Here is an 18,440-nt window from a genome sequence, read left to right on the forward strand (position 1 = left end):
CGCGACGGGGAGAATGGTCCGGTGACCAACGGACTGAGCCTCGAGGTCATCGAGGGCACCTTCGACCTGGCCCGGCAGGGCCGCACCGGACCGCTCGGCGAGATGATCGACGCCGGCGTGCCGATCGACGTGCGCAACCCGCGCGGCGACACGCTGCTGATCGTGGCGACCTACGCCGAGCAGGTCGAGACCGTCGCCGATCTCGTGCGCCGCGGCGCCGACCTGGATGCTGTGAACGCGAACGGCCAGACCGCCGTGGCGTGCGCGGTGTTCCGACGCAACGAGGAACTGCTGCGGCTGCTCCTGGACGCCGGTGCCGATCAGGATGCCGGCGCGCACACCGCCAAGCAGATCGCCGATCAGTTCGGCCTCCGCGCCATGCGTGCCGTGCTCGACTCGTACTGATCCGCCGGCTTCGCGGCGGGCGGATGCCGGAATGTCGGAGGCCCCCGGCAGGATGAGGGCATGACACCCACCACCGCTGTGATCGCGCTCGTCGCCCTGATCGTCGGCGCCCTGATCGGCTGGCTCGCCGCCCGCGCCCGCGACGGCGCCGCGCTGGCCAGGGCGACCGCCGAGGCGGACGCGCTGCGCGAGGACAGGGACCGCCAGTACGACCTGTATCGTGACGCGGTCGAGCACGCCCGCGCCGAGCAGCGCGCTCAGGCCGAGCGTGCCAGCAGCGAGAACTCCGTGCTGACGGCGCTGGCGCCCGTGCGCGAGACGCTGGAGCGGATGCAGCGCACCGTGTCGACGCTGGAGCAGGACCGGCACGCCCAGTACGGGGCGCTCAGCGAGCAGCTGCGCCGCGCCCAGGAGTCCGACGAGGCGCTGCGTGCCATGACGGAGTCGCTGGCCGGTGCCCTGCGCTCGACCGCCACGCGGGGCGTGTGGGGTGAGACGCAGCTGCGGCGTGTGGTGGAGGCCGCCGGGCTCACCCGTCACGTCGACTTCGACCTGCAGACCACGATCACGTCCGACCGCGGTCAGGGCCGGCCCGACATGGTGATCCGGCTCCCCGGTGGAGCGTCCATCGCGGTGGACGCCAAGGTGCCTCTGGACGCGTACCTCGCGGCGAGCGCTCTGGGCGCGAACGCCGACGACGGCCAGCGCAAGCCCCTCATGCAGCAGCATGTCAAGGCGGTGCGCGCGCACGTGGACGCGCTGGCGAAGAAGGCGTACTGGGGCGGGCTCGACGCCGGTCCCGAGTTCGTCATCTGCTTCCTGCCCAGCGAGTCACTGCTGGCGTCGGCGATCGACGAGGACCCCACCCTGCTCGACCACGCGTTCGGCAAGCGCGTCGCCCTCGCGTCGCCGGTGAACCTGTGGGCGGTGCTGAAGACCGTCGCCTACACCTGGACCCAGCAGGAGGTGTCCGCCGAGGCCCGCGAACTGCTGCAGCTCGGCACGCAGTTGTACGAGCGCCTCGGCGTGCTGTCCGGCCATGCCGAGGATCTCCGCCGTGCACTGGAGCGCACCGTCGACAGCTACAACCGCTTCGCGGGCTCGCTGGAGAGCCGCGTGCTGGTGACCGCACGCCGCTTCCCCGGGATCGACGCGTCCACGCTGGACGCCAGTCCTCAGCCGATCACCACGCAGACGCGCCGGTTCACGGCATCCGAACTGCTGCCGCTCGAAGAGGACAGCACGGCACGGGCCGAACTCGCGACCGACGTGTCGGCCGATCTCGGCGAGTTGCGTGAGCGGCTCTCCGAGCGGATGCCGTCGCCGCCGCGCTCCGGGACGCCGCGCGCGGAGGCGCCTGCCAGCTCGACGACGCGGGAGGACTGATCGGCGCTCAGGCGCCGCCGGGCACCCAGGAGAGCAGTGCGATCACCACGGCCGAGGTCGCCAGGAACGCGCCGATCATCCACCACGAGCTGATTTCGTGGCCCTCGTCCCGACGGACGCGGAACAGCACATCGGTGCGGCGTGAGGGGTCGATGATGATCTTGGTCGAACCCGTGGGCGTCTTGGTGGCCTGAGCGGCTGCGGCCGCGGCCTGGGCCTCGGTGACCCGCACGATGCGCCCCGTCTTGGTGGTGACGTGCTGCACACGGCCAGGCTGGCCGGACTGCTCCGAGGGTGACGTCATCGCGGGCTCTCCTGTTTTCTGACGCTGCCGACGCACGTCGGGCGCGCCGGATCGCTCTCATTCTGCCAGGCCGTTCTGGGAAACGCGCCAGCGACGGGCGCGCCCACGCGACCGCCCCGTCAGGACACCCGGCTCGACTCAGCGGGTCAGAGCCACTTGGAGACGAGGTGCTCCGACGCGATACGCCGCAGCGTGCCGGACGCTCCTCGCAGCACCACGCTCTCGGTGTACAGATAGCCGGCCTCGCGGCGCACGCCGGCGACCAGCTGGCCGTCCGTGACCCCCGTCGCGACGAACAGGGTGTTGTTGCCCTTGACCAGGTCGTCCGCCTCGTAGACCTTGTCCATGTCGAGTCCCGCGTCGATGCCGCGCTGCCGCTCCTCGTCGTCACGCGGCCACAGCCGGCCCTGGATGTGCCCGCCGAGCGCCTTGATGGCGCACGCCGTCACGATGCCTTCAGGGCTGCCACCGATGCCGACGCACATGTCGGTGCGCGCACCGTGACGCGCGGCATTGATGCCGCCCGCGACGTCGCCGTCGCTCATCAGACGCGTGCCCGCTCCCGCCTCCCGAATCTCCTGGATCAGCTGTTCGTGCCGGGGCCGGTTCAGCACCGAGACGACGATCTCCTCGACCGGCTTCTCCATCGCCGCGGCCAGTCGGCGGATGTTCTCGCCGATGGGCAGGCGGATGTCCACGACGCCCACGCCGGCGGGGCCCGTGACGAGCTTGTCCATGTAGAACACGCTCGAGGCGTCGAGCATGGTGCCACGGTCGGAGACCGCGATCACCGATAGAGCGTTCTGACGTCCGGCGGCCGTCAACGACGTGCCGTCGATGGGGTCCACCGCGATGTCGCACTCCGGACCACTGCCGGTACCGACCTCCTCGCCGTTGAACAGCATCGGGGCGTTGTCCTTCTCGCCCTCGCCGATCACGACCCGCCCCTGGAACTGCACCGTGCCGAGGAAGGCGCGCATCGCGTCGACGGCCGCGCCGTCCGCCGCCTCCTTGTCACCTCGTCCGATGAACGGAACCGCCCGGATCGCGGCCGCCTCCGTGGCGCGCACGAGTTCGAGTGCGAGGTTGCGGTCGGGACGAAGCGGGCTGAGATCGGCTGTGAGGCTCACCATGGCGTCAGCCTAACGACCCGCCGGTCGGAATTCTCGGTATTTCGGCCAGCGCCGGATGAAGGAATGGCATTTCTTTCGTCATGCGAAGAGGTGCGGCGTCGGCCCGACGAAACGACACCGAGCGGCGCCGCATCCCGCTACTAAAGTGAGCACTGACCCCCGCACCTCTATCGCAGGAGAATCAATGCCCGTCGCCACTCCGGAACAGTACGCCGACATGCTCGACCGCGCGAAGGCCGGCGGCTTCGCGTACCCGGCTTTCAACGTCTCCAGCTCGCAGACCATCAACGCCGTGCTGCAGGGGCTCACCGAGGCCGGCTCCGACGGCATCATCCAGGTCACCACCGGCGGCGCCGACTACTTCGCCGGTCACACCGTCAAGGCGCGCGCCACCGGCGCCCTCGCCTTCGCCCGTTACGTGCACGAGGTGGCCAAGTCCTACCCGATCACCGTCGCGGTGCACACCGACCACTGCCCGAAGGACGCGCTCGAGGGCTTCGTCGAGCCGCTCATCGCAGCCAGCGAGGAAGAGGTCAAGGCGGGCCGCAACCCGATCTTCCAGTCCCACATGTGGGACGGCTCGGCCGTGCCGCTGGACGAGAACATCGAGATCGCGAAGTCACTGCTGCCCCGCATGAAGGCCATCAACGCGATCCTCGAGGTCGAGATCGGCGTCGTCGGCGGCGAGGAGGACGGCGTCAAGCACGAGGGCTCCAATGAGGCGCTGTACACCACGTTCGCGGACGTCGACCAGGCCGTGCAGGCCCTCGGTCTCGGCGAGAACGGCCGCTACATCGCGGCGCTCACCTTCGGCAACGTGCACGGCGTGTACAAGCCGGGCAACGTCAAGCTGCGCCCGGAGCTGCTCGGCGAGATCCAGGAGCAGGTGGCCGCGAAGTACGGCACCGGCCCCAAGCCGCTCGACCTGGTCTTCCACGGCGGCTCCGGCTCCACCGACGAGGAGATCGCCCTCGCGGTCGCCAACGGCGTCATCAAGATGAACATCGACACCGACACGCAGTACGCGTACACGCGTGCCATCGCCGACTACATGTTCAAGAACTACGACGGCGTGCTGAAGGTCGACGGCGAGGTCGGCAACAAGAAGCAGTACGACCCCCGCGCATGGGGCAAGATCGCCGAATCGGCGATGGCCGCCCGCGTGGTCGAGTCGACCCGTCAGCTGGGCTCGTACGGCCAGTCCAAGAGCTGACACCCGCGTAGGCGCCGGGAGCCTGAGCTCGTCGAAGGGTCCCACCGCACCGACAGGATGCCCCGGACCGTCCAGGTCCGGGGCATCCTGTCTTCCGCTCCGTCCGCCGGCGGGGTACGTGGCACACTTACCGCATGCCGCTGCAGCCCACCGATCCCCGCCAGGCGAGACGCCTGTCCGAGACGCTCAACGAGTTCCAGCAGGCGGAGGGGCACCCGCAGTTCCGGGTGGACGTCGAGCGCATCCGCTTCTCTCCCTTCTACTCCCGGCTGTCCGCGGTGACGCAGGTGATCTCGCAGGCCGGTGCAGGGCTGGCCGTGCACAACCGCCTCACCCACTCTGTGAAGGTCGCCGCGGTGGCGCGGGCCATCGCCACCCACCTGTCCACTCGCACCGACGATGCGAACCGGATCGTCACCGAACTCGGCGGCGCCCACCCCGTCGTGGTGCAGGCCGCCGCCGCAGCGCACGATCTCGGGCATCCACCGTTCGGTCACCTCGGTGAGCAGACCCTGGACCGCCTCGCCCGCACACGATTCGGGCTCACCGAGGGGTTCGAGGGCAATGCCCAGACGTACCGCATTCTCACTCGCCTCGACGAGCACGACCGGCCGGGCGTGGGACTGAACCTCACCGCCGCGGTGCGCGCAGCGGTCCTGAAGTATCCGTGGCGCCGCGGCTCCGGCGGACTGCGCCGCGGAGGCGCGAGCAAGTTCAACTTCTACGCGATCGACGAGGGGGACGCTCAGCAGGCGCTGGCGGCCTATCCGCTCATCGAGCCGGGCCAGCAGACCGTCGAGTGCTCCATCATGGACATCGCCGACGACATCGCGTACTCGCTCCACGACCTCGACGACTTCTACCGGGCGGGGCTGCTCAACCCCGCGACGCTGTCGGCCGAGTTCCGCACCTGGCGCCGTGAGCTCGCCCAGCTGCGCGCCGCCGACGAGGAGTTCCTCGCCGCCGACACCCGCTCCCCTGGCCATTCCCTCGAGCTGCTGTGGCGCCGCCTGCGCAGCAAGGACAGCTGGATCGCCGACCCCGACGCGTTCAGCGAAGCCGTCGCGAAGGTGTCGTCCGAAGTGATCGACGGGCTGGTCGCGGAGCCCTTCGACGGCTCGCTCGCCAGTGAACGCGCCCTCGCGCGCTTCACCACGGCGTGGATCGCGCGGCTGCAGTCGTCGATCGAGGTGCACCGGCGTCCCGACATCCGCTCGGGCCATGTCAGCCTCAATCGGCAGGCGTGGCACGAGGTCGCGGTGCTGAAGTTCCTGCACGAGCGGTTCATCCTCGAACGTCCCGACCTCGCGGTGTATCAGCGCGGGCAGGCCAGCGTGCTCGAGCGGCTCGTCGACGGGTTCATCGCCTGGCTGGACGACCCGCGGGACGCCCGGCGGGCACCGCGACGGCTCATCGACCTCGTCGAGCTGGCCACCGACGACTACCACCGACTCCGGAAGGACGCTCCCGAGCTGATCTCGCGCGATGCGCAGGCCGCGGGTGACCGCGGCGAGACGCCCACCGCGGTCGATCCCGACGCGCTCGGTCGCGGGCGCGGGGTCATCGACTACGTCGCCTCACTCACCGACGCGCAGGCGATCTCGCTCGACGCCCTGCTCGCCGGCCGGACCGAGCGGCTGTGGGATGCCGGGCAGGGATTGTGAGGGGAGCAGCGGTGATGCGCCAACAGCCCGCTCTGCGCTGACGGAGCGGATGCCGTTCAGCGCCGCCGCATCCGCGCCGCCCAGATCAAGAGGTCGATGACCGCGTCGATCACCACGAACACGCCGAGGCCGCGTGCCAGCGGCGAGCGTGCACGGCTCAGCGCCAGTCCTGCGGTGAGCTCCGCGGTGCTCACCGCCGCCCCGAGCAGTGGGCGCTCGCGCAGCGCCCGTGCCAGCCGCGGCAAGGGGCGCTCCCGCATCGGCAGCGGCGTGGTCTCGCTGATGCCGCCTACGACGAGGTCGCCGAGCACGCCCGGCCATCCGCGCGGAGAGAAGCGGCGTGTCCCGGCATCCGCCCCTGCGCTCGTTCCCTCCGGCTCCTCCCGCAGCGCCCGTGCGACGAGCGCTTCCGGCACGCCGAAGGCGGCGAGGAACGCGGCGAGCCGCTCGCTCTCGCCGACCACGCCGCCCACGGCCTCCGGCATGCCGGCGCGATGCGCGGCATCCATGTCGACGGCCGCGACAGCGGCGATCTCGCGCAACTCTTCGCGCGCTCCGTCGGCATCCGCGAGCATGCGCCGGTACACGTCGGCGCTGGCGCGGTCGGTGATGCTGTCGAGGTCGAGCACGGGCCGGGTGACCCGTTCCGCGTTGGGCCAGAACATGCCGGTACGTCCACCCGCGGTGACCTCCACCCAGGCGTCACCCTGCTCGGGAAGGTTCAGCTCGATGACGGCGCCGTCGGCGGCCCGGCCCGTCACGACAGCGTGCGGCTCGCTCGTGCGGTACAGGTAGGCCGACCAGGTGCCGTGCTCGACGTACGCCACCTCGGTGCCGAGCAGCTGCGCGGTGATCCGCGCCGCCCACGGCCCGCGGCGGGAGAACTCGATCACCCGCACCGACTGCCCGGGCAGCGGCTCGTCGTCGAAGTCGTCCTCATCGGCGGCATCGCCGAACCCGTCGAGGTCGTCGGTGGGCATGGCCTCGCCGTCGAGTTCCTCGAAGGCCTCACCGAAGGCGTCGTCGAGTTCGGCGTCGATGGCGTCGAGCGGGTCGTCGAAGCTGTGCATGTCCAGGTGCAGACCCTGGGCGGCGAACAGCTCGCGCAGGTGCTCCACCGGCAGGTCGAAGCGCAACCGGTCGCCGTCGCCGAGCGCGACCGCATGGCCGCTCTCTGTGACCGGGATGAGCACCGACGGCTGGTCGCCGACTCGGACGGCCGCGAGCACGCGCTGCTCACGGAGGATGTCGGCGGCGGCCTGCTCCGCGTCACCGCCGGCGGCGGCGTGAACGGCGGCGTACTGGACGTGGAAGGCGATCTCGTGTGCGGGCACGAGTCGAGGCTACCCGGCCGGAGGGTTCACCAGCCCCTGGGTGAACGCCGGGTCACCGAACATGGGCACGGCCACGCACGCCGAGACCAGCAGCATGGTCACCACGAAACCGAGGAGCGGCACCCACCAGCTGGAGCGTCCGCGGTTCAGCCGGCGGAACGCCAACCACACCGTTCCGGCGTACCCGGCCATCAGCGCGACGGCCGCCACGATGCCCCAGACGCGCGCGGCGGCGAAGTTGGTGAACTCGCCGTCCATCCCCAACAGCTCCAGGGTACGGTTCAGCGTGGTGCCCAGGTCGGTGTAGCCGCCGATCGAGGTGAGCACGTTGACGAGCCCGAAACCGAGGAGGGCGAACGTGATCACCCGGTCCACCCGGTTCACCGATCGACGGGCGGGCGCCGCCTGAGCCCGCGGCGCGGCGGGCGGCGGGACGGATGCCGGGGCGGGCTGGTGCCCGAGAGGCGGCAGGCCGGCACGGGCACGCTGCTCCTCGGGGGTGGCGTATTCGCCGTACTGGGGGCGGTCAGCGCTCATCCCGCCATGCTAGCCGCGGCGTCGAGGTGCACCTCGCAGCTTGACACGGCCTCGAGGGCGTGGGCCGCTGCGCCGTCACCGCCCGCTGTCGCGTCGCGGCCGCAGCGGCCTCGCCCTCAGTCGATGGTGCCGATCACGGCGCCCTGCGCGACCTCCGTCTCCTCGGGCACCAGGACCGTCAGCACCCCTGACGCCTCGGCGTGCAGCTCCATGTCCACCTTGTCCATGGCCACCTCGGCGATGAGGTCGTCGGCCTGCACCTGCTCCCCCGTCGTGGCGAACCACGTCACGATGACGCCGGTCGCGTCCACATCGCTCGACATCTCCGGGAAGCGCACCTCGCTCACGAGGCCATCGCCTCTCGTACCGCCGCCTCGATGCGTGCCGGTGTCGGCAGCACGGCGTACTCCAGCTCGCGGGCGTACGGGATCGGGACGTCGGGCACGGCGACCCGCGACACGTGCCGCAGGGCGGACGGGCTGCGCTCGACGACCGACGCGATCACCTCTCCGCTGACGCCGAACGACTGGTAGTCCTCGTCTACGACGACGAGGCGCCCGGTCTTGGACGCCGAGGCGACGATCGCGTCTCGATCCAGCGGGACGAGGCTGCGTAGATCCACCACCTCGACGCTGATCCCCTCGTCGGCGAGCTTCTCGGCGACGTCCAGGCTGTGATGAACGCTGAGCGAGAGCGTCACGATCGTGACGTCCGTGCCCTCTCTCGCGATGCGCGCCTTGCCGATCGGGACCTCGTACGGCTCCTGCGGCACCGCCCCGATCGAGCGCGGGTTCTTCTTCATCCAGCCCAGCCCCATGACGCCCTTGTGGAACAGGTACACGACCGGGTCGTCGGAGCGGATCGCTGCGGTCATCAGACCCTTCGCGTCGTACGGGTTCGACGGGACGACGACCTTCATGCCGGGCAGGTGCGCGAACGTGGCCCACAGGTTCTGCGAGTGCTGGGCGCCGTCGGAGTAGCCGCCGCCGGTGGCGGTCATCAGCACCATCGGGACGCGCACCTTGCCGCCGGACTCGTAATGGATCTTCGCCATGTGGTTGTAGATCTGGTCCATGCAGACGCCGAAGAAGTCGACGAACATCAGCTCGACGACCGGCCGCATCCCCTCCACGGCGGCACCGATCCCAAGGCCGATGAACGCCGTCTCCGAGATCGGGGTGTCCAGCACCCTGCTCGGCCCGAACTGGTCGAGCAACCCGGTCGTGGCCGAGAAGATACCGCCGTAGGCGCCGACGTCCTCCCCCATGACGAACACGCTCTCATCGGCCTGCATCTGCTGCGCGATGGCCTCGGAGATCGCCTTGGCGGTGGACAGCTTGCGTCGTCCGGCATCCGGTTCCACGGCGAGGGCGGATGCCGGTGTCTCGATGGTCGTGCTCATGCTCGTGCTCCTTCGGCGAAGACGAACGCGAGTGCGTCCGCGGGATCGGGTGTGGGTGAGGCCTTGGCGAACGCGATCGCCTCCTCGACGCGGTGGGACGCGTCGATCTCGATCGCGGACACGTCGCCCTCGGTGAGGACGCCGGTCTGCAGCAACCGGTCGCGGTAGGTGGGGATGGGGTCGCGCCCCGGCACCCCCTCGAGGTCGGAGCGGTACCCCTGCGCGTCGCCCTCGAAGTGCCCCCACAACCGCAGCGTGTGCACCTCGATGAGGCTCGGGCCGTCACCAGCCCTCGCTCGGCCGACGGCCTCGCCCACCGCTTCCCAGACGCCCTCGACGGAGTTGTCCTCGACGCGCACGCCCGGCATCCCGTAGCTGGCCGCGCGCTCGGCGTTGGACGCGATCGCGGTGGACGCCGAGCGGGACACCGAGATGCCCCAGTCGTTGTCCTCGACGACGAACACCACCGGGAGCTTCCACAGGGCAGCGAGGTTCAGCGATTCGTGGAAGGCGCCCTGGTTGGCGGCGCCCTCACCGGTGACGGCGACCGCGACTCGGTCGGTGCCGGCCCGCTGGAACGCGAACGCCTGCCCGAGGGCGGGCGGAAGGCCTTCCGCGATGATGCCGGAGCACGAGAAGTGCGTGGCGGGGTCGAACAGGTGCATGTGCCCGCCACGCCCGCGCCCCAGTCCGGTCTCCCGCCCGAAGATCTCGGCGGTCATCGCGTTCAGGTCGATGCCGTGCGCGATCGCGACGTGGTGCGGTCGGTGCGTGGCGGTCAGTGCGTCGTCGGCGGTGAGGTGCGCGCCGATCCCGGCGGCCACCGGCTCCTGCCCTGCGGACAGGTGCATCTCGCCTGGGACGAGCCCGGCACCGATGTCGAAGCCGGGCGACTTGTCGGCGTGGTACTCGCGCAGGATCGCCTCTTCATAGGTGCGGATCAGCACCATCGTGGTGAACAGATCGAGTCTGTCCTGGTTCGTCAGCGTGGGTCGATCGACCATGATCTCCTCCTCGAGCGGGAGCCTCACCGTCGAGGCTCCGGATGGTGATCCCACGGTAGGAAGGGTCGAAGACACCGACGAGAGCAGCTTTTTCACATCCTGAAGCCTGTTCAGATGGTGAAATCGCCGCCGCGAGCCGGGGCGTCGAAGAGGTCAGACCGGGAATTGCCCGAAGCGCTCCGCGCCGAGCTGCAGGGAGAGCCGTCCGGCGACGCCGCGCAGCTTGCGCACCACCTCGGGCACGTCGACGTCGCGGTGCTCGGTGGGGACCGACACCGCCAGGGACGCGGTCACCCCCGGTGCGCTCACCGGCACGGCGATGCAGGTGTGGCCGATCGCGTACTCCTCGCGCTCCAGCATCCAGTCGCCGGCGCGCTCCAGCTGGCCGAGCAGCGCGCGGCGATCGCGGATCGTGTGCGGGGTGAGCTCGCCGAGCGGATGCCGGGACAGGTAGTCCAGCCGCTCCTCGGCCGGAAGCTCTGCGAGGATCTGCTTGCCGAGGGCCGTGGCATGCGCGCTCTCATGCAAGCCGACCCACAACTCCACCCGGGGGCTGCGGCGCCCGTCGACGATGTCGACGAGGTGCACCTCGCCGTCGGAGTAACGGGAGAGGTAGGCGGTGACGCCGGTCTGGTCGGTGACCGTGTTGAGGGCGTCACGAACCCGGGCGAGGAACACCCCGCGACTGCCGCTGGTCGCCGCGAAGCCGGGGAACCGCGGACCGAGCACGACGCCGTCCGGCTCGTGTGCCAGGTACCCCTCGTGCACCAGGGTGCGGACGAGGTTGTACGCGGTCCCCGTCGTCAGGCCGGATGCCGTCGCGAGCGCCTTCACGGGCATGGGCCGGGAGGAATTGGCGACGATGTCGACCAGCGAAAGGGCGCGCTGAACGGAGCCGATCAGGGTCTGCTCGCGCTCGGGGGTCGTCATCGATCACCTCTCGGGCAGGATCTTAGTCCTGCCCGGCGATCGTCGTCAGCGCGAGGCGCGGCCGCCGAGGGCGCGCTCGTCGCGTTGCCCGGTGGCATCCTGGCGCAGCTCCTTCGGCAGGGAGAACATCAGGTCCTCCTCCGCGGTGCGCACCTCTTCGACGTCGCGGTAGCCGGCACCGCTGAGGGCCTCGAGCACCTCGCGCACCAGCACCTCGGGCACCGACGCGCCGCTGGTGACGCCGACGGTGCGGACGCCGTCGAGCCACTCCTGCTGCACCTCGTCGGCGTAGTCCACCCGGTACGCCGCCTTCGCGCCGTACTCCAGCGCCACCTCGACGAGGCGCACGCTGTTGGACGAGTTCGCGGAGCCGACCACGATGACCAGGTCGGCCTGCGCGGCGACCTTCTTGATCGCCACCTGACGGTTCTGGGTGGCATAGCAGATGTCGTCGGACGGCGGGTTGTGCAACTCGGGGAACCGCGTGCGCAGCCGGTTGACCGTCTCCATCGTCTCGTCGACCGACAGCGTGGTCTGCGACAGCCAGACCACCTTCGAGGGGTCGCGCACCTGGACGGTGTCGGCCTCTTCCGGCGAGTTCACGATCGTGACGTGGTCGGGCGCCTCCCCCGCTGTGCCCTCGACCTCCTCATGACCCTCGTGACCGATGAGCAGGATCTCGAAGTCGTCGCGGGCGAAGCGCACCGCCTCGCGGTGCACCTTGGTGACCAGCGGGCAGGTGGCGTCGATGGCGTGCAGGCCGCGGTCGGAGGCGGCGTTCACCACCGCGGGCGAGACGCCGTGCGCACTGAACACGACGTGCGCGCCTTCCGGCACTTCGTCGACCTCGTCGACGAAGATCGCCCCCTTGCCCTCGAGCTCGGTGACGACGTGGATGTTGTGCACGATCTGCTTGCGCACGTACACGGGCGCGCCATAGCGCTCCAGCGCCTTCTCCACGGCGACCACGGCGCGGTCGACGCCGGCGCAGTATCCCCGCGGCGCGGCGAGCAGCACGCGCTTCGCGCCGTCCACCGGCAGATCGCGCAGGGGCTCGGTTCTGCGGGCGCGGGGAAGCCGCGGAACGGGCAGCGAAACGGCGGTCGGAGTCACCCTTCGAGTCTATCGGCGGCCCGATGACAGAGCGCTGGGAGCGGTGAGCCCCATATGCAAGCGCTTCCCGAGTGACATCCGCTCCACATCCGCTCCCAGGCACTAGTCGAGCGACCTTTCTGCAAGCGCTTGCATCGGGTCGGTGACCCTTGCTAACGTGCAGCTGACCCTCCCCCCGCTGTCGGCACGCCGTCGTGCCCGATCCCTGGAGTCGAAGATGACCAAGAGTCCGCTGCTGCGGCGCCTGCTCGCCACCGCCTCACTCGGGGCGCTCGCCGCCACGGCCCTCGTCGCCTCGCCGCTGACCGCGACGCCGGCCGCCGCGGAGACCCGCACTTTCGCCCTCGTCGGCGATCTGCAGTCCGAGCTCGGCTGCCCCGGCGACTGGCAGCCCGACTGCGCGGACACCGATCTGGCCGCCACGGAGACGGCCGGACTGTACGCCGCCGAGTTCACGGTCCCGGCCGGATCCTGGCAGTACAAGGTCGCGGTCGACGACGGCTGGGACGAGTCGTACGGCCTCGACGGCGGCAGGGACAACATCCCGCTCGTTCTGGAGGGCCCGAGCCGGGTGAAGGTCGTGTTCGACGACACCACGCATCGCGTGGGGCTCGAGCTGCTCAGCATCCGCGGCGGATACGACGACGCGACCGACGCCGGCCTCGTCGCCGCACCGGTCAGGCAGCCCGGCGCCGGCAATGTCTTCTACTTCGTGATGACCGACCGGTTCGCGAACGGCGACACCGCCAACGACCGGGGCGGTCTCGAGGGCGACCGCCTCGTCACCGGGTTCGACCCCACCGACAAGGGCTTCTACCAGGGCGGCGACATCCAGGGGCTCCGCGACCGGCTGGACTACATCGCCGGGCTCGGGACGACGGCGATCTGGCTCACGCCCAGCTTCCTGAACCGCCCGGTGCAGGGCACCGGCGACAGCGCCAGCGCGGGATATCACGGCTACTGGGTCACCGACTTCACCCGGATCGACCCGCACCTCGGCACCAACGAAGAGCTCGCGGCGCTCATCGACGAGGCGCACGCCAAGGGCATGAAGGTGTACTTCGACATCATCACCAACCACACCGCCGACGTCGTGGACTACGCCGAGAAGACCTACTCCTACGTGCCGCAGTCCGAGAAGCCGTACCGGGACGCGGACGGCAACACGTTCGACCCGGCCGAGCACGCCGGCACCGACTCGTTCCCCACCCTCGACCCCGCCACGAGCTTCCCCTACACGCCGGTGATCGCCGAGCAGGATGCCGACCTGAAGGTCCCGGCCTGGCTGAACGACCCGACGATGTACCACAACCGCGGCAACTCGACCTGGTCGGGCGAATCCGTCACCTACGGCGACTTCGACGGCCTGGACGACATCATGACCGAGCATCCGCAGGTCGTCGACGGCTTCGCCGACGTCTACCAGGCGTGGGTGGATCTGGGCATCGACGGCTTCCGCATCGACACCGTGAAGCACGTGAACTTCGAGTTCTGGGAGGAGTGGACCGCCCGGCTGAGCACGCACGCCGAGTCGCGCGGCCGCGACGACTTCTTCATGTTCGGCGAGGTGTACGACGCCGACCCTGTGAAGCTGTCCCCGTACGTCCGCCGCACCGACATGGACTCGGTGCTGGACTTCACCTTCCAGGCGCAGGCGACCGGCTTCGCGGCCGGCAACTCGGCCAAGGGCCTGTCGTCGTTGTTCGCCGGCGACGACTACTACACGACGCCCGACTCGTCCGCGAGCGCGCTGCCGACGTTCCTGGGCAACCACGACATGGGCCGCATCGGCTCGTTCCTCGCCTCCACCGACGCTCCCGTCCAGCGTGACGAACTGGCGCACGAGCTGATGTTCCTCACCCGCGGGCAGCCGGTGGTCTACTACGGCGACGAGCAGGGCTTCGCCGGCCTCGGCGGAGACAAGAGCGCCCGCCAGACCCTGTTCGCGAGCCAGGTCGACGAGTACACCTCCCAGCCGCTCGTCGACGGCACCACCGCCGGCAGCGTCGACCGCTACGGCACCGACGCCGCCCTCTATCAGCACATCTCGGCGCTCGCGGAGTTGCGCCGCGCCCACCCCGCCCTCGCGGAGGGTGCACAGATCGAACGTCACGCCGACAGCGGCGCCGGCGTCTACGCGTTCAGCCGCGTCGACCGCGACGAGAAGATCGAGCATCTGGTCGCGGTGAACAACACGGCCGCCGCGAAGACGGTCACGATCCCGACCCTGACCGCCGGCGGACGATTCAGCCCGCTGTACGGCACCGACGCCGCCGTCACGGCGGCCGCAGACGCCTCCGTGTCCCTGACCGTGCCGGCCCTCGGCGCCGTGGTGCTGCGCGCCGACCGCGCCGTCACCGCCCCGGCACAGCCGGAGATCACCGTCTCCGCGCCCGCCGCGGGTGCAGGCGACAACGGGGTGTCGGCGGTCACGGCATCCGTCCCCGACGCCTGGTCGGAGACGACGTTCTCCTGGCGAGTGGCGGGTGGCGAATGGCATCCCCTGGGCACCGCGGAGGACACCACCCCGCGCGTCTTCCACGACACCGCCGGGCTCGCGCCGGGCACGCTCGTCGAGTACCGCGCCGTGAGCGTCGACGCGGCGGGGACCCGCGTCGCGGCATCCGGATATGCCAGCGTCGGAAACGCCGTCAACCTCGTCGAGGAGGAGGAGCCGGAGCAGCCGATCGACCTGGTCACGGTGCCGGGCACCCACAACGCCGAGATGGGCTGTGCGGGAGACTGGACGCCCGGCTGCGAGCAGGCGAAGCTCACCCTCGGCACCGGCGGCGTGTACACCGGCACATTCGACCTGCCGGCCGGCGACTACGAGTACAAGGTGGCGCTGAACGGCTCGTGGACGGTGAACTACGGCGCGGGCGGCGTGCAGGACGGCCCCAACGTGCCGTACCACCATGCCGGCGGACCGATCACCTTCTACTGGGATTCCCGGTCGCACCAGATGACGTCCACGGCCGAGGGGCCCATCGTGACGGTCCCCGGCTCCTTCCAGTCGGAGGCCGGCTGCCCGGGAGACTGGGCGCCGGAGTGCCTGGCGACGCTCATGTTCGACGGCGATCGCGACGGCATGTACGAGTACTCCACCGCGCAGCTCCCGACCGGCGCATACGAGGCGAAGGTGGCGCACGGCCTCGGCTGGAGCGAGAACTACGGCGTCGACGGCGTGCCCGGCGGGGCGAACTACCGGTTCAGCGCCACGGACGGCAAGACGGTCACGTTCCGCTACACCCTGGCCACGCACGTGCTGGAGATCCTCGTCGACGACCCGCCGCTGCCCGGCACGGGCGAACTGCGCGCGCACTGGATCGACGCCACCACCATCGCCTGGCCGCGCGCGCTGCTCGGCACCGACGCCGCCGCCACGCTGACCTGGACGCTGGAGAATTCCGCCGACGCCGGTCTGGAGATCGCCGACGGGAACGTGACCGGTGGGGACGACCCCGTGACGCTGACGCTGTCCCCCGACGGGCTCACCGAGGCGCAGCTCACCCGCTTCCCCGCGCTCGGCGGCGACCGCTACCTCGCCCTCACCCTCGGCGAGAAGGACAGGAGCGCACTGGGCAGGTTGCTCACCGGGCAGTTGGCCGTGGCGCAGCGGGATGCCGGCGGCGAGCTCACCGCGTATACCGGGGTGCAGGTCCCAGGCGTGCTCGACGACCTGTACGCGGCCGCGGCCGCGGATGCCGACCTGGGCGTGACCTGGGCGGGCAAGCGCCCCACGTTCGCACTGTGGGCGCCGACCGCTCAGACCGCGGCTCTGCAGGTGTTCGCCGGCGACGGCGACCCGGTCGTGCTCCCGGCATCCGTCGACCCGGCGTCGGGTGTCTGGACCGTCGCCAAGCCGAAGATCGGCGACGCCCCGGTGACGCAGGGCGCCGAGTACCGCTGGCTGGTCGACGTGTACGCGCCCACCACCGGGCGGATCGAGAGCAACTCGGTCACCGACCCCTACTCCGTCGCGCTCACCGTGAACTCCGAGCGCTCCGTCGCGATCGACCTCGATGATCGGAAGTGGCAGCCACGCATCTGGCGCGACACCGACGCGCCGGTGATCGCGCGGGACGTCGACCGGGCTATCTACGAGCTGCACGTACGCGACTTCTCGATCGGTGACGCCACCGTCGCCGCCGAGGAGCGCGGCACCTACCGCGCGTTCACGCGCGACTCCGCGGGCACTGCGCAGCTGCGTGAGCTGGCCGACGCCGGCATCAACACCGTGCACCTGCTGCCGACGTTCGACATCGCCACGATCGAGGAGCGCCGCGACCAGCAGGCGGTGCCCGACTGCGACCTGGCGTCGTTCGCCGGGGATTCCGCCGAGCAGCAGGAGTGCGTCGCGGCGACGGCCTCCGCGGACGGGTTCAACTGGGGCTACGACCCGTACCACTACCAGGCGCCGGAGGGCTCGTACGCCGTCGACCCGGACGGCGGCGCGCGCGTGCGCGAGTTCCGCGAGATGGTCGGCGCGCTGCACGCCACCGGCCTGCAGGTGGTGCTCGACCAGGTGTACAACCACACCGCCGAGTCTGGTCAGGGCGAGCGCAGCGTGCTGGACCGACTCGTGCCCGGCTACTACCACCGGCTCAGCCCGACCGGCACGGTGGAGACCTCCACCTGCTGCCAGAACGTCGCGACCGAGCACGCCATGGCCGAGAAGCTGATGGTCGACTCCGTCGTGCTGTGGGCGTCCCAGTACCACGTCGACGGGTTCCGGTTCGACCTGATGGGGCACCACTCGAAGCAGAACATGCTGGCCGTCCGTGCTGCGCTCGACGAGCTCACCCTGAAGAAGCACGGCGTGGACGGCAGGGCGATCCACCTGTACGGCGAGGGCTGGAACTTCGGCGAGGTGGCCGGCAACGCGCTGTTCGAGCAGGCCGCACAGGGTCAGCTCGGCGGCACCGGCATCGGGACGTTCAGCGACCGGCTGCGCGACGCCGTGCACGGCGGCAGTCCGGTGAACGCCTCCTCCACGTTCGTGCAGGGCTTCGGCACGGGCCTCGGCACCGACCCGAACGGGCGGGAGGGCACGGCGTCGCAGGAGGAGCAGCTGCGCGACCTTGCGCACCAGACCGACCTGGTCAAGCTGGGTCTGGCCGGGAACCTGCGTCACTACGAGCTGGAGACCGCCGACGGCACCGTCGCGCGCGGCGACGAGATCGACTACCGGGGTGCACCGGCCGGCTACGCCGATGAGCCCGAGGAGATCATCACCTACGTCGACGCGCACGACAACCAGACGCTGTACGACCTGGCCGTGATGAAACTGCCGCAGGACACCCCGATGGACGACCGGGTCCGGATGAACACGCTGCAGCTCGCCACCGTCGCGTTCAGCCAGACGCCCGCGTTCTGGCACGCCGGCACCGAGCTGCTGCGCTCGAAGTCGCTCGACCGCAACAGCTACGACTCCGGCGACTGGTTCAACCGGATCGACTGGACCGGGAAGGAGTCGACCTTCGGGTCGGGTCTGCCGCCGGCGGCCGACAACGAGGCCAAGTGGCCGGTGATGGCGCCGCTGCTGGCCGACCCGGCGCTGAAGCCCGGACCGGACGACATCGCCGCCGCGGAGGGCGCCGCGCTCGACCTGTTGCGGGCGCGGTCCGGCATCCGGCTGCTGCGCCTGGGTGACGCCGCGGCGATCACACAGAAGGTCTCCTTCCCGGGCAGCGGTCCCGGCGCCACCCCCGGCCTGATCACCATGCTGATCGACGACACGAAGGGCGCCGAGGCGGACGCCATGCTGGACGCGGCGCTGGTGGTGTTCAACGCCTCCCCCGAGGCCGTCAGCCAGCAGGTCGAGGGTCTCGCGGGGCGCGCGTTCACGCTCAACGAGGTGCAGGCGGACGGTGCGGATGCCGTCGCCGCGACCGCCACGTGGGATGCCGCGTCCGGCACGGTGACGATCCCCGCGCGCACCGCCGTGGTGTTCGTGCAGCAGCAGGGCGCGGGCGTGCCGTAGGCCCCGGTCGCGTCCGCCCCGCGCGTTATCCT

General features: G+C 70.6%; 14 protein-coding genes. 5 read left to right on the top strand and 9 right to left on the bottom strand.

All coding sequences use genetic code 11. The features are described 5' to 3' along the window. Positions 1–21: 21 nt before the first annotated feature. Both RIF65_RS00320 and RIF65_RS00325 read left to right on the top strand, forming a co-directional pair. Positions 22–405: an ankyrin repeat domain-containing protein gene (locus RIF65_RS00320; protein ID WP_309066556.1), complete on the top strand. Its 384-nt coding sequence runs from the start codon at positions 22–24 to the stop codon at positions 403–405. Positions 406–465: 60 nt separating this feature from the next. Continuing rightward, positions 466–1,791, top strand: a complete 1,326-nt coding sequence (locus RIF65_RS00325) for a DNA recombination protein RmuC (protein ID WP_309066555.1) — start codon at positions 466–468, stop codon at positions 1,789–1,791. A 7-nt stretch (positions 1,792–1,798) separates the two neighbouring features. Here RIF65_RS00325 and RIF65_RS00330 read toward each other — a convergent pair whose 3' ends face one another. Together RIF65_RS00330 and glpX are read right to left on the bottom strand one after the other, a co-directional pair. After that, complete coding sequence (locus RIF65_RS00330; protein WP_309066554.1) at positions 1,799–2,095, bottom strand: hypothetical protein; 297 nt, start codon at positions 2,093–2,095, stop codon at positions 1,799–1,801. 146 nt (positions 2,096–2,241) lie between these two features. After that, positions 2,242–3,228 (bottom strand): class II fructose-bisphosphatase, encoded by a 987-nt coding sequence (glpX, locus tag RIF65_RS00335; protein ID WP_309066553.1) that lies wholly within the window; start codon positions 3,226–3,228, stop codon positions 2,242–2,244. A gap of 184 nt (positions 3,229–3,412) precedes the next feature. Between glpX and fbaA the strand changes: the two genes are divergently transcribed. Both fbaA and RIF65_RS00345 read left to right on the top strand, forming a co-directional pair. Beyond that, positions 3,413–4,441 (top strand): class II fructose-bisphosphate aldolase, encoded by a 1,029-nt coding sequence (gene fbaA / locus RIF65_RS00340; RefSeq protein ID WP_309066552.1) that lies wholly within the window; start codon positions 3,413–3,415, stop codon positions 4,439–4,441. 134 nt (positions 4,442–4,575) lie between these two features. Beyond that, positions 4,576–6,105, top strand: a complete 1,530-nt coding sequence (locus RIF65_RS00345; protein ID WP_309066551.1) for a deoxyguanosinetriphosphate triphosphohydrolase family protein — start codon at positions 4,576–4,578, stop codon at positions 6,103–6,105. A 56-nt stretch (positions 6,106–6,161) separates the two neighbouring features. Here the strand turns inward: RIF65_RS00345 and RIF65_RS00350 are convergent, their stop codons facing one another. The 7 genes from RIF65_RS00350 to RIF65_RS00380 all read right to left on the bottom strand — a co-directional run bounded on the left by RIF65_RS00350 (position 6,162) and on the right by RIF65_RS00380 (position 12,362). Continuing rightward, on the bottom strand, positions 6,162–7,439 hold the full coding sequence (locus RIF65_RS00350; RefSeq protein ID WP_309066550.1) for a hypothetical protein: 1,278 nt from the start codon (positions 7,437–7,439) through the stop codon (positions 6,162–6,164). Positions 7,440–7,448: 9 nt separating this feature from the next. Then, positions 7,449–7,976, bottom strand: coding sequence for a DUF6264 family protein (locus RIF65_RS00355; RefSeq protein ID WP_309066549.1), 528 nt, complete (start codon positions 7,974–7,976; stop codon positions 7,449–7,451). A gap of 116 nt (positions 7,977–8,092) precedes the next feature. Continuing rightward, on the bottom strand, positions 8,093–8,323 hold the full coding sequence (locus RIF65_RS00360; RefSeq protein WP_309066548.1) for a lipoyl domain-containing protein: 231 nt from the start codon (positions 8,321–8,323) through the stop codon (positions 8,093–8,095). Beyond that, positions 8,320–9,378, bottom strand: coding sequence for an alpha-ketoacid dehydrogenase subunit beta (locus RIF65_RS00365; RefSeq protein WP_309066547.1), 1,059 nt, complete (start codon positions 9,376–9,378; stop codon positions 8,320–8,322). Before RIF65_RS00365 ends, RIF65_RS00360 begins: the two co-directional genes overlap by 4 nt. After that, complete coding sequence (locus tag RIF65_RS00370; protein WP_309066546.1) at positions 9,375–10,382, bottom strand: thiamine pyrophosphate-dependent dehydrogenase E1 component subunit alpha; 1,008 nt, start codon at positions 10,380–10,382, stop codon at positions 9,375–9,377. The genes RIF65_RS00365 and RIF65_RS00370 overlap by 4 nt, the downstream gene beginning before the upstream one ends. Before the next feature lie 153 nt (positions 10,383–10,535). After that, positions 10,536–11,312, bottom strand: a complete 777-nt coding sequence (locus RIF65_RS00375) for an IclR family transcriptional regulator (RefSeq protein WP_309066545.1) — start codon at positions 11,310–11,312, stop codon at positions 10,536–10,538. A gap of 45 nt (positions 11,313–11,357) precedes the next feature. Beyond that, the gene (locus RIF65_RS00380; RefSeq protein ID WP_375142112.1) at positions 11,358–12,362 is read right to left on the bottom strand and encodes a 4-hydroxy-3-methylbut-2-enyl diphosphate reductase; all 1,005 of its coding nucleotides are present in this window, start codon (positions 12,360–12,362) and stop codon (positions 11,358–11,360) included. Between the two features lie 280 nt (positions 12,363–12,642). Here RIF65_RS00380 and pulA point away from each other — a divergent pair, with 280 nt between their 5' ends. Further along, a complete protein-coding gene (gene pulA / locus RIF65_RS00385) occupies positions 12,643–18,408 on the top strand; it encodes a pullulanase-type alpha-1,6-glucosidase (RefSeq protein ID WP_375142113.1) in 5,766 nt (1,921 codons plus the stop codon). The last annotated feature ends 32 nt before the right edge of the window (positions 18,409–18,440 follow it).

The sequence above is a fragment of the Microbacterium sp. genome (genome assembly GCF_031180975.1).
Lineage (GTDB): Bacteria > Actinomycetota > Actinomycetes > Actinomycetales > Microbacteriaceae > Microbacterium.

Bases quoted from the DNA above. Each gene is read 5' to 3' on its own strand.
- RIF65_RS00325 (WP_309066555.1), top strand. From the start codon at position 466: ATGACACCCACCACCGCTGTGATCGCGCTCGTCGCCCTGATCGTCGGC.
- RIF65_RS00330 (WP_309066554.1), bottom strand. From the start codon at position 2,095: ATGACGTCACCCTCGGAGCAGTCCGGCCAGCCTGGCCGTGTGCAGCAC.
- glpX (WP_309066553.1), bottom strand. From the start codon at position 3,228: ATGGTGAGCCTCACAGCCGATCTCAGCCCGCTTCGTCCCGACCGCAAC.
- fbaA (WP_309066552.1), top strand. From the start codon at position 3,413: ATGCCCGTCGCCACTCCGGAACAGTACGCCGACATGCTCGACCGCGCG.
- RIF65_RS00345 (WP_309066551.1), top strand. From the start codon at position 4,576: ATGCCGCTGCAGCCCACCGATCCCCGCCAGGCGAGACGCCTGTCCGAG.
- RIF65_RS00355 (WP_309066549.1), bottom strand. From the start codon at position 7,976: ATGAGCGCTGACCGCCCCCAGTACGGCGAATACGCCACCCCCGAGGAG.
- RIF65_RS00365 (WP_309066547.1), bottom strand. From the start codon at position 9,378: ATGAGCACGACCATCGAGACACCGGCATCCGCCCTCGCCGTGGAACCG.
- RIF65_RS00370 (WP_309066546.1), bottom strand. From the start codon at position 10,382: ATGGTCGATCGACCCACGCTGACGAACCAGGACAGACTCGATCTGTTC.
- RIF65_RS00375 (WP_309066545.1), bottom strand. From the start codon at position 11,312: ATGACGACCCCCGAGCGCGAGCAGACCCTGATCGGCTCCGTTCAGCGC.
- pulA (WP_375142113.1), top strand. From the start codon at position 12,643: ATGACCAAGAGTCCGCTGCTGCGGCGCCTGCTCGCCACCGCCTCACTC.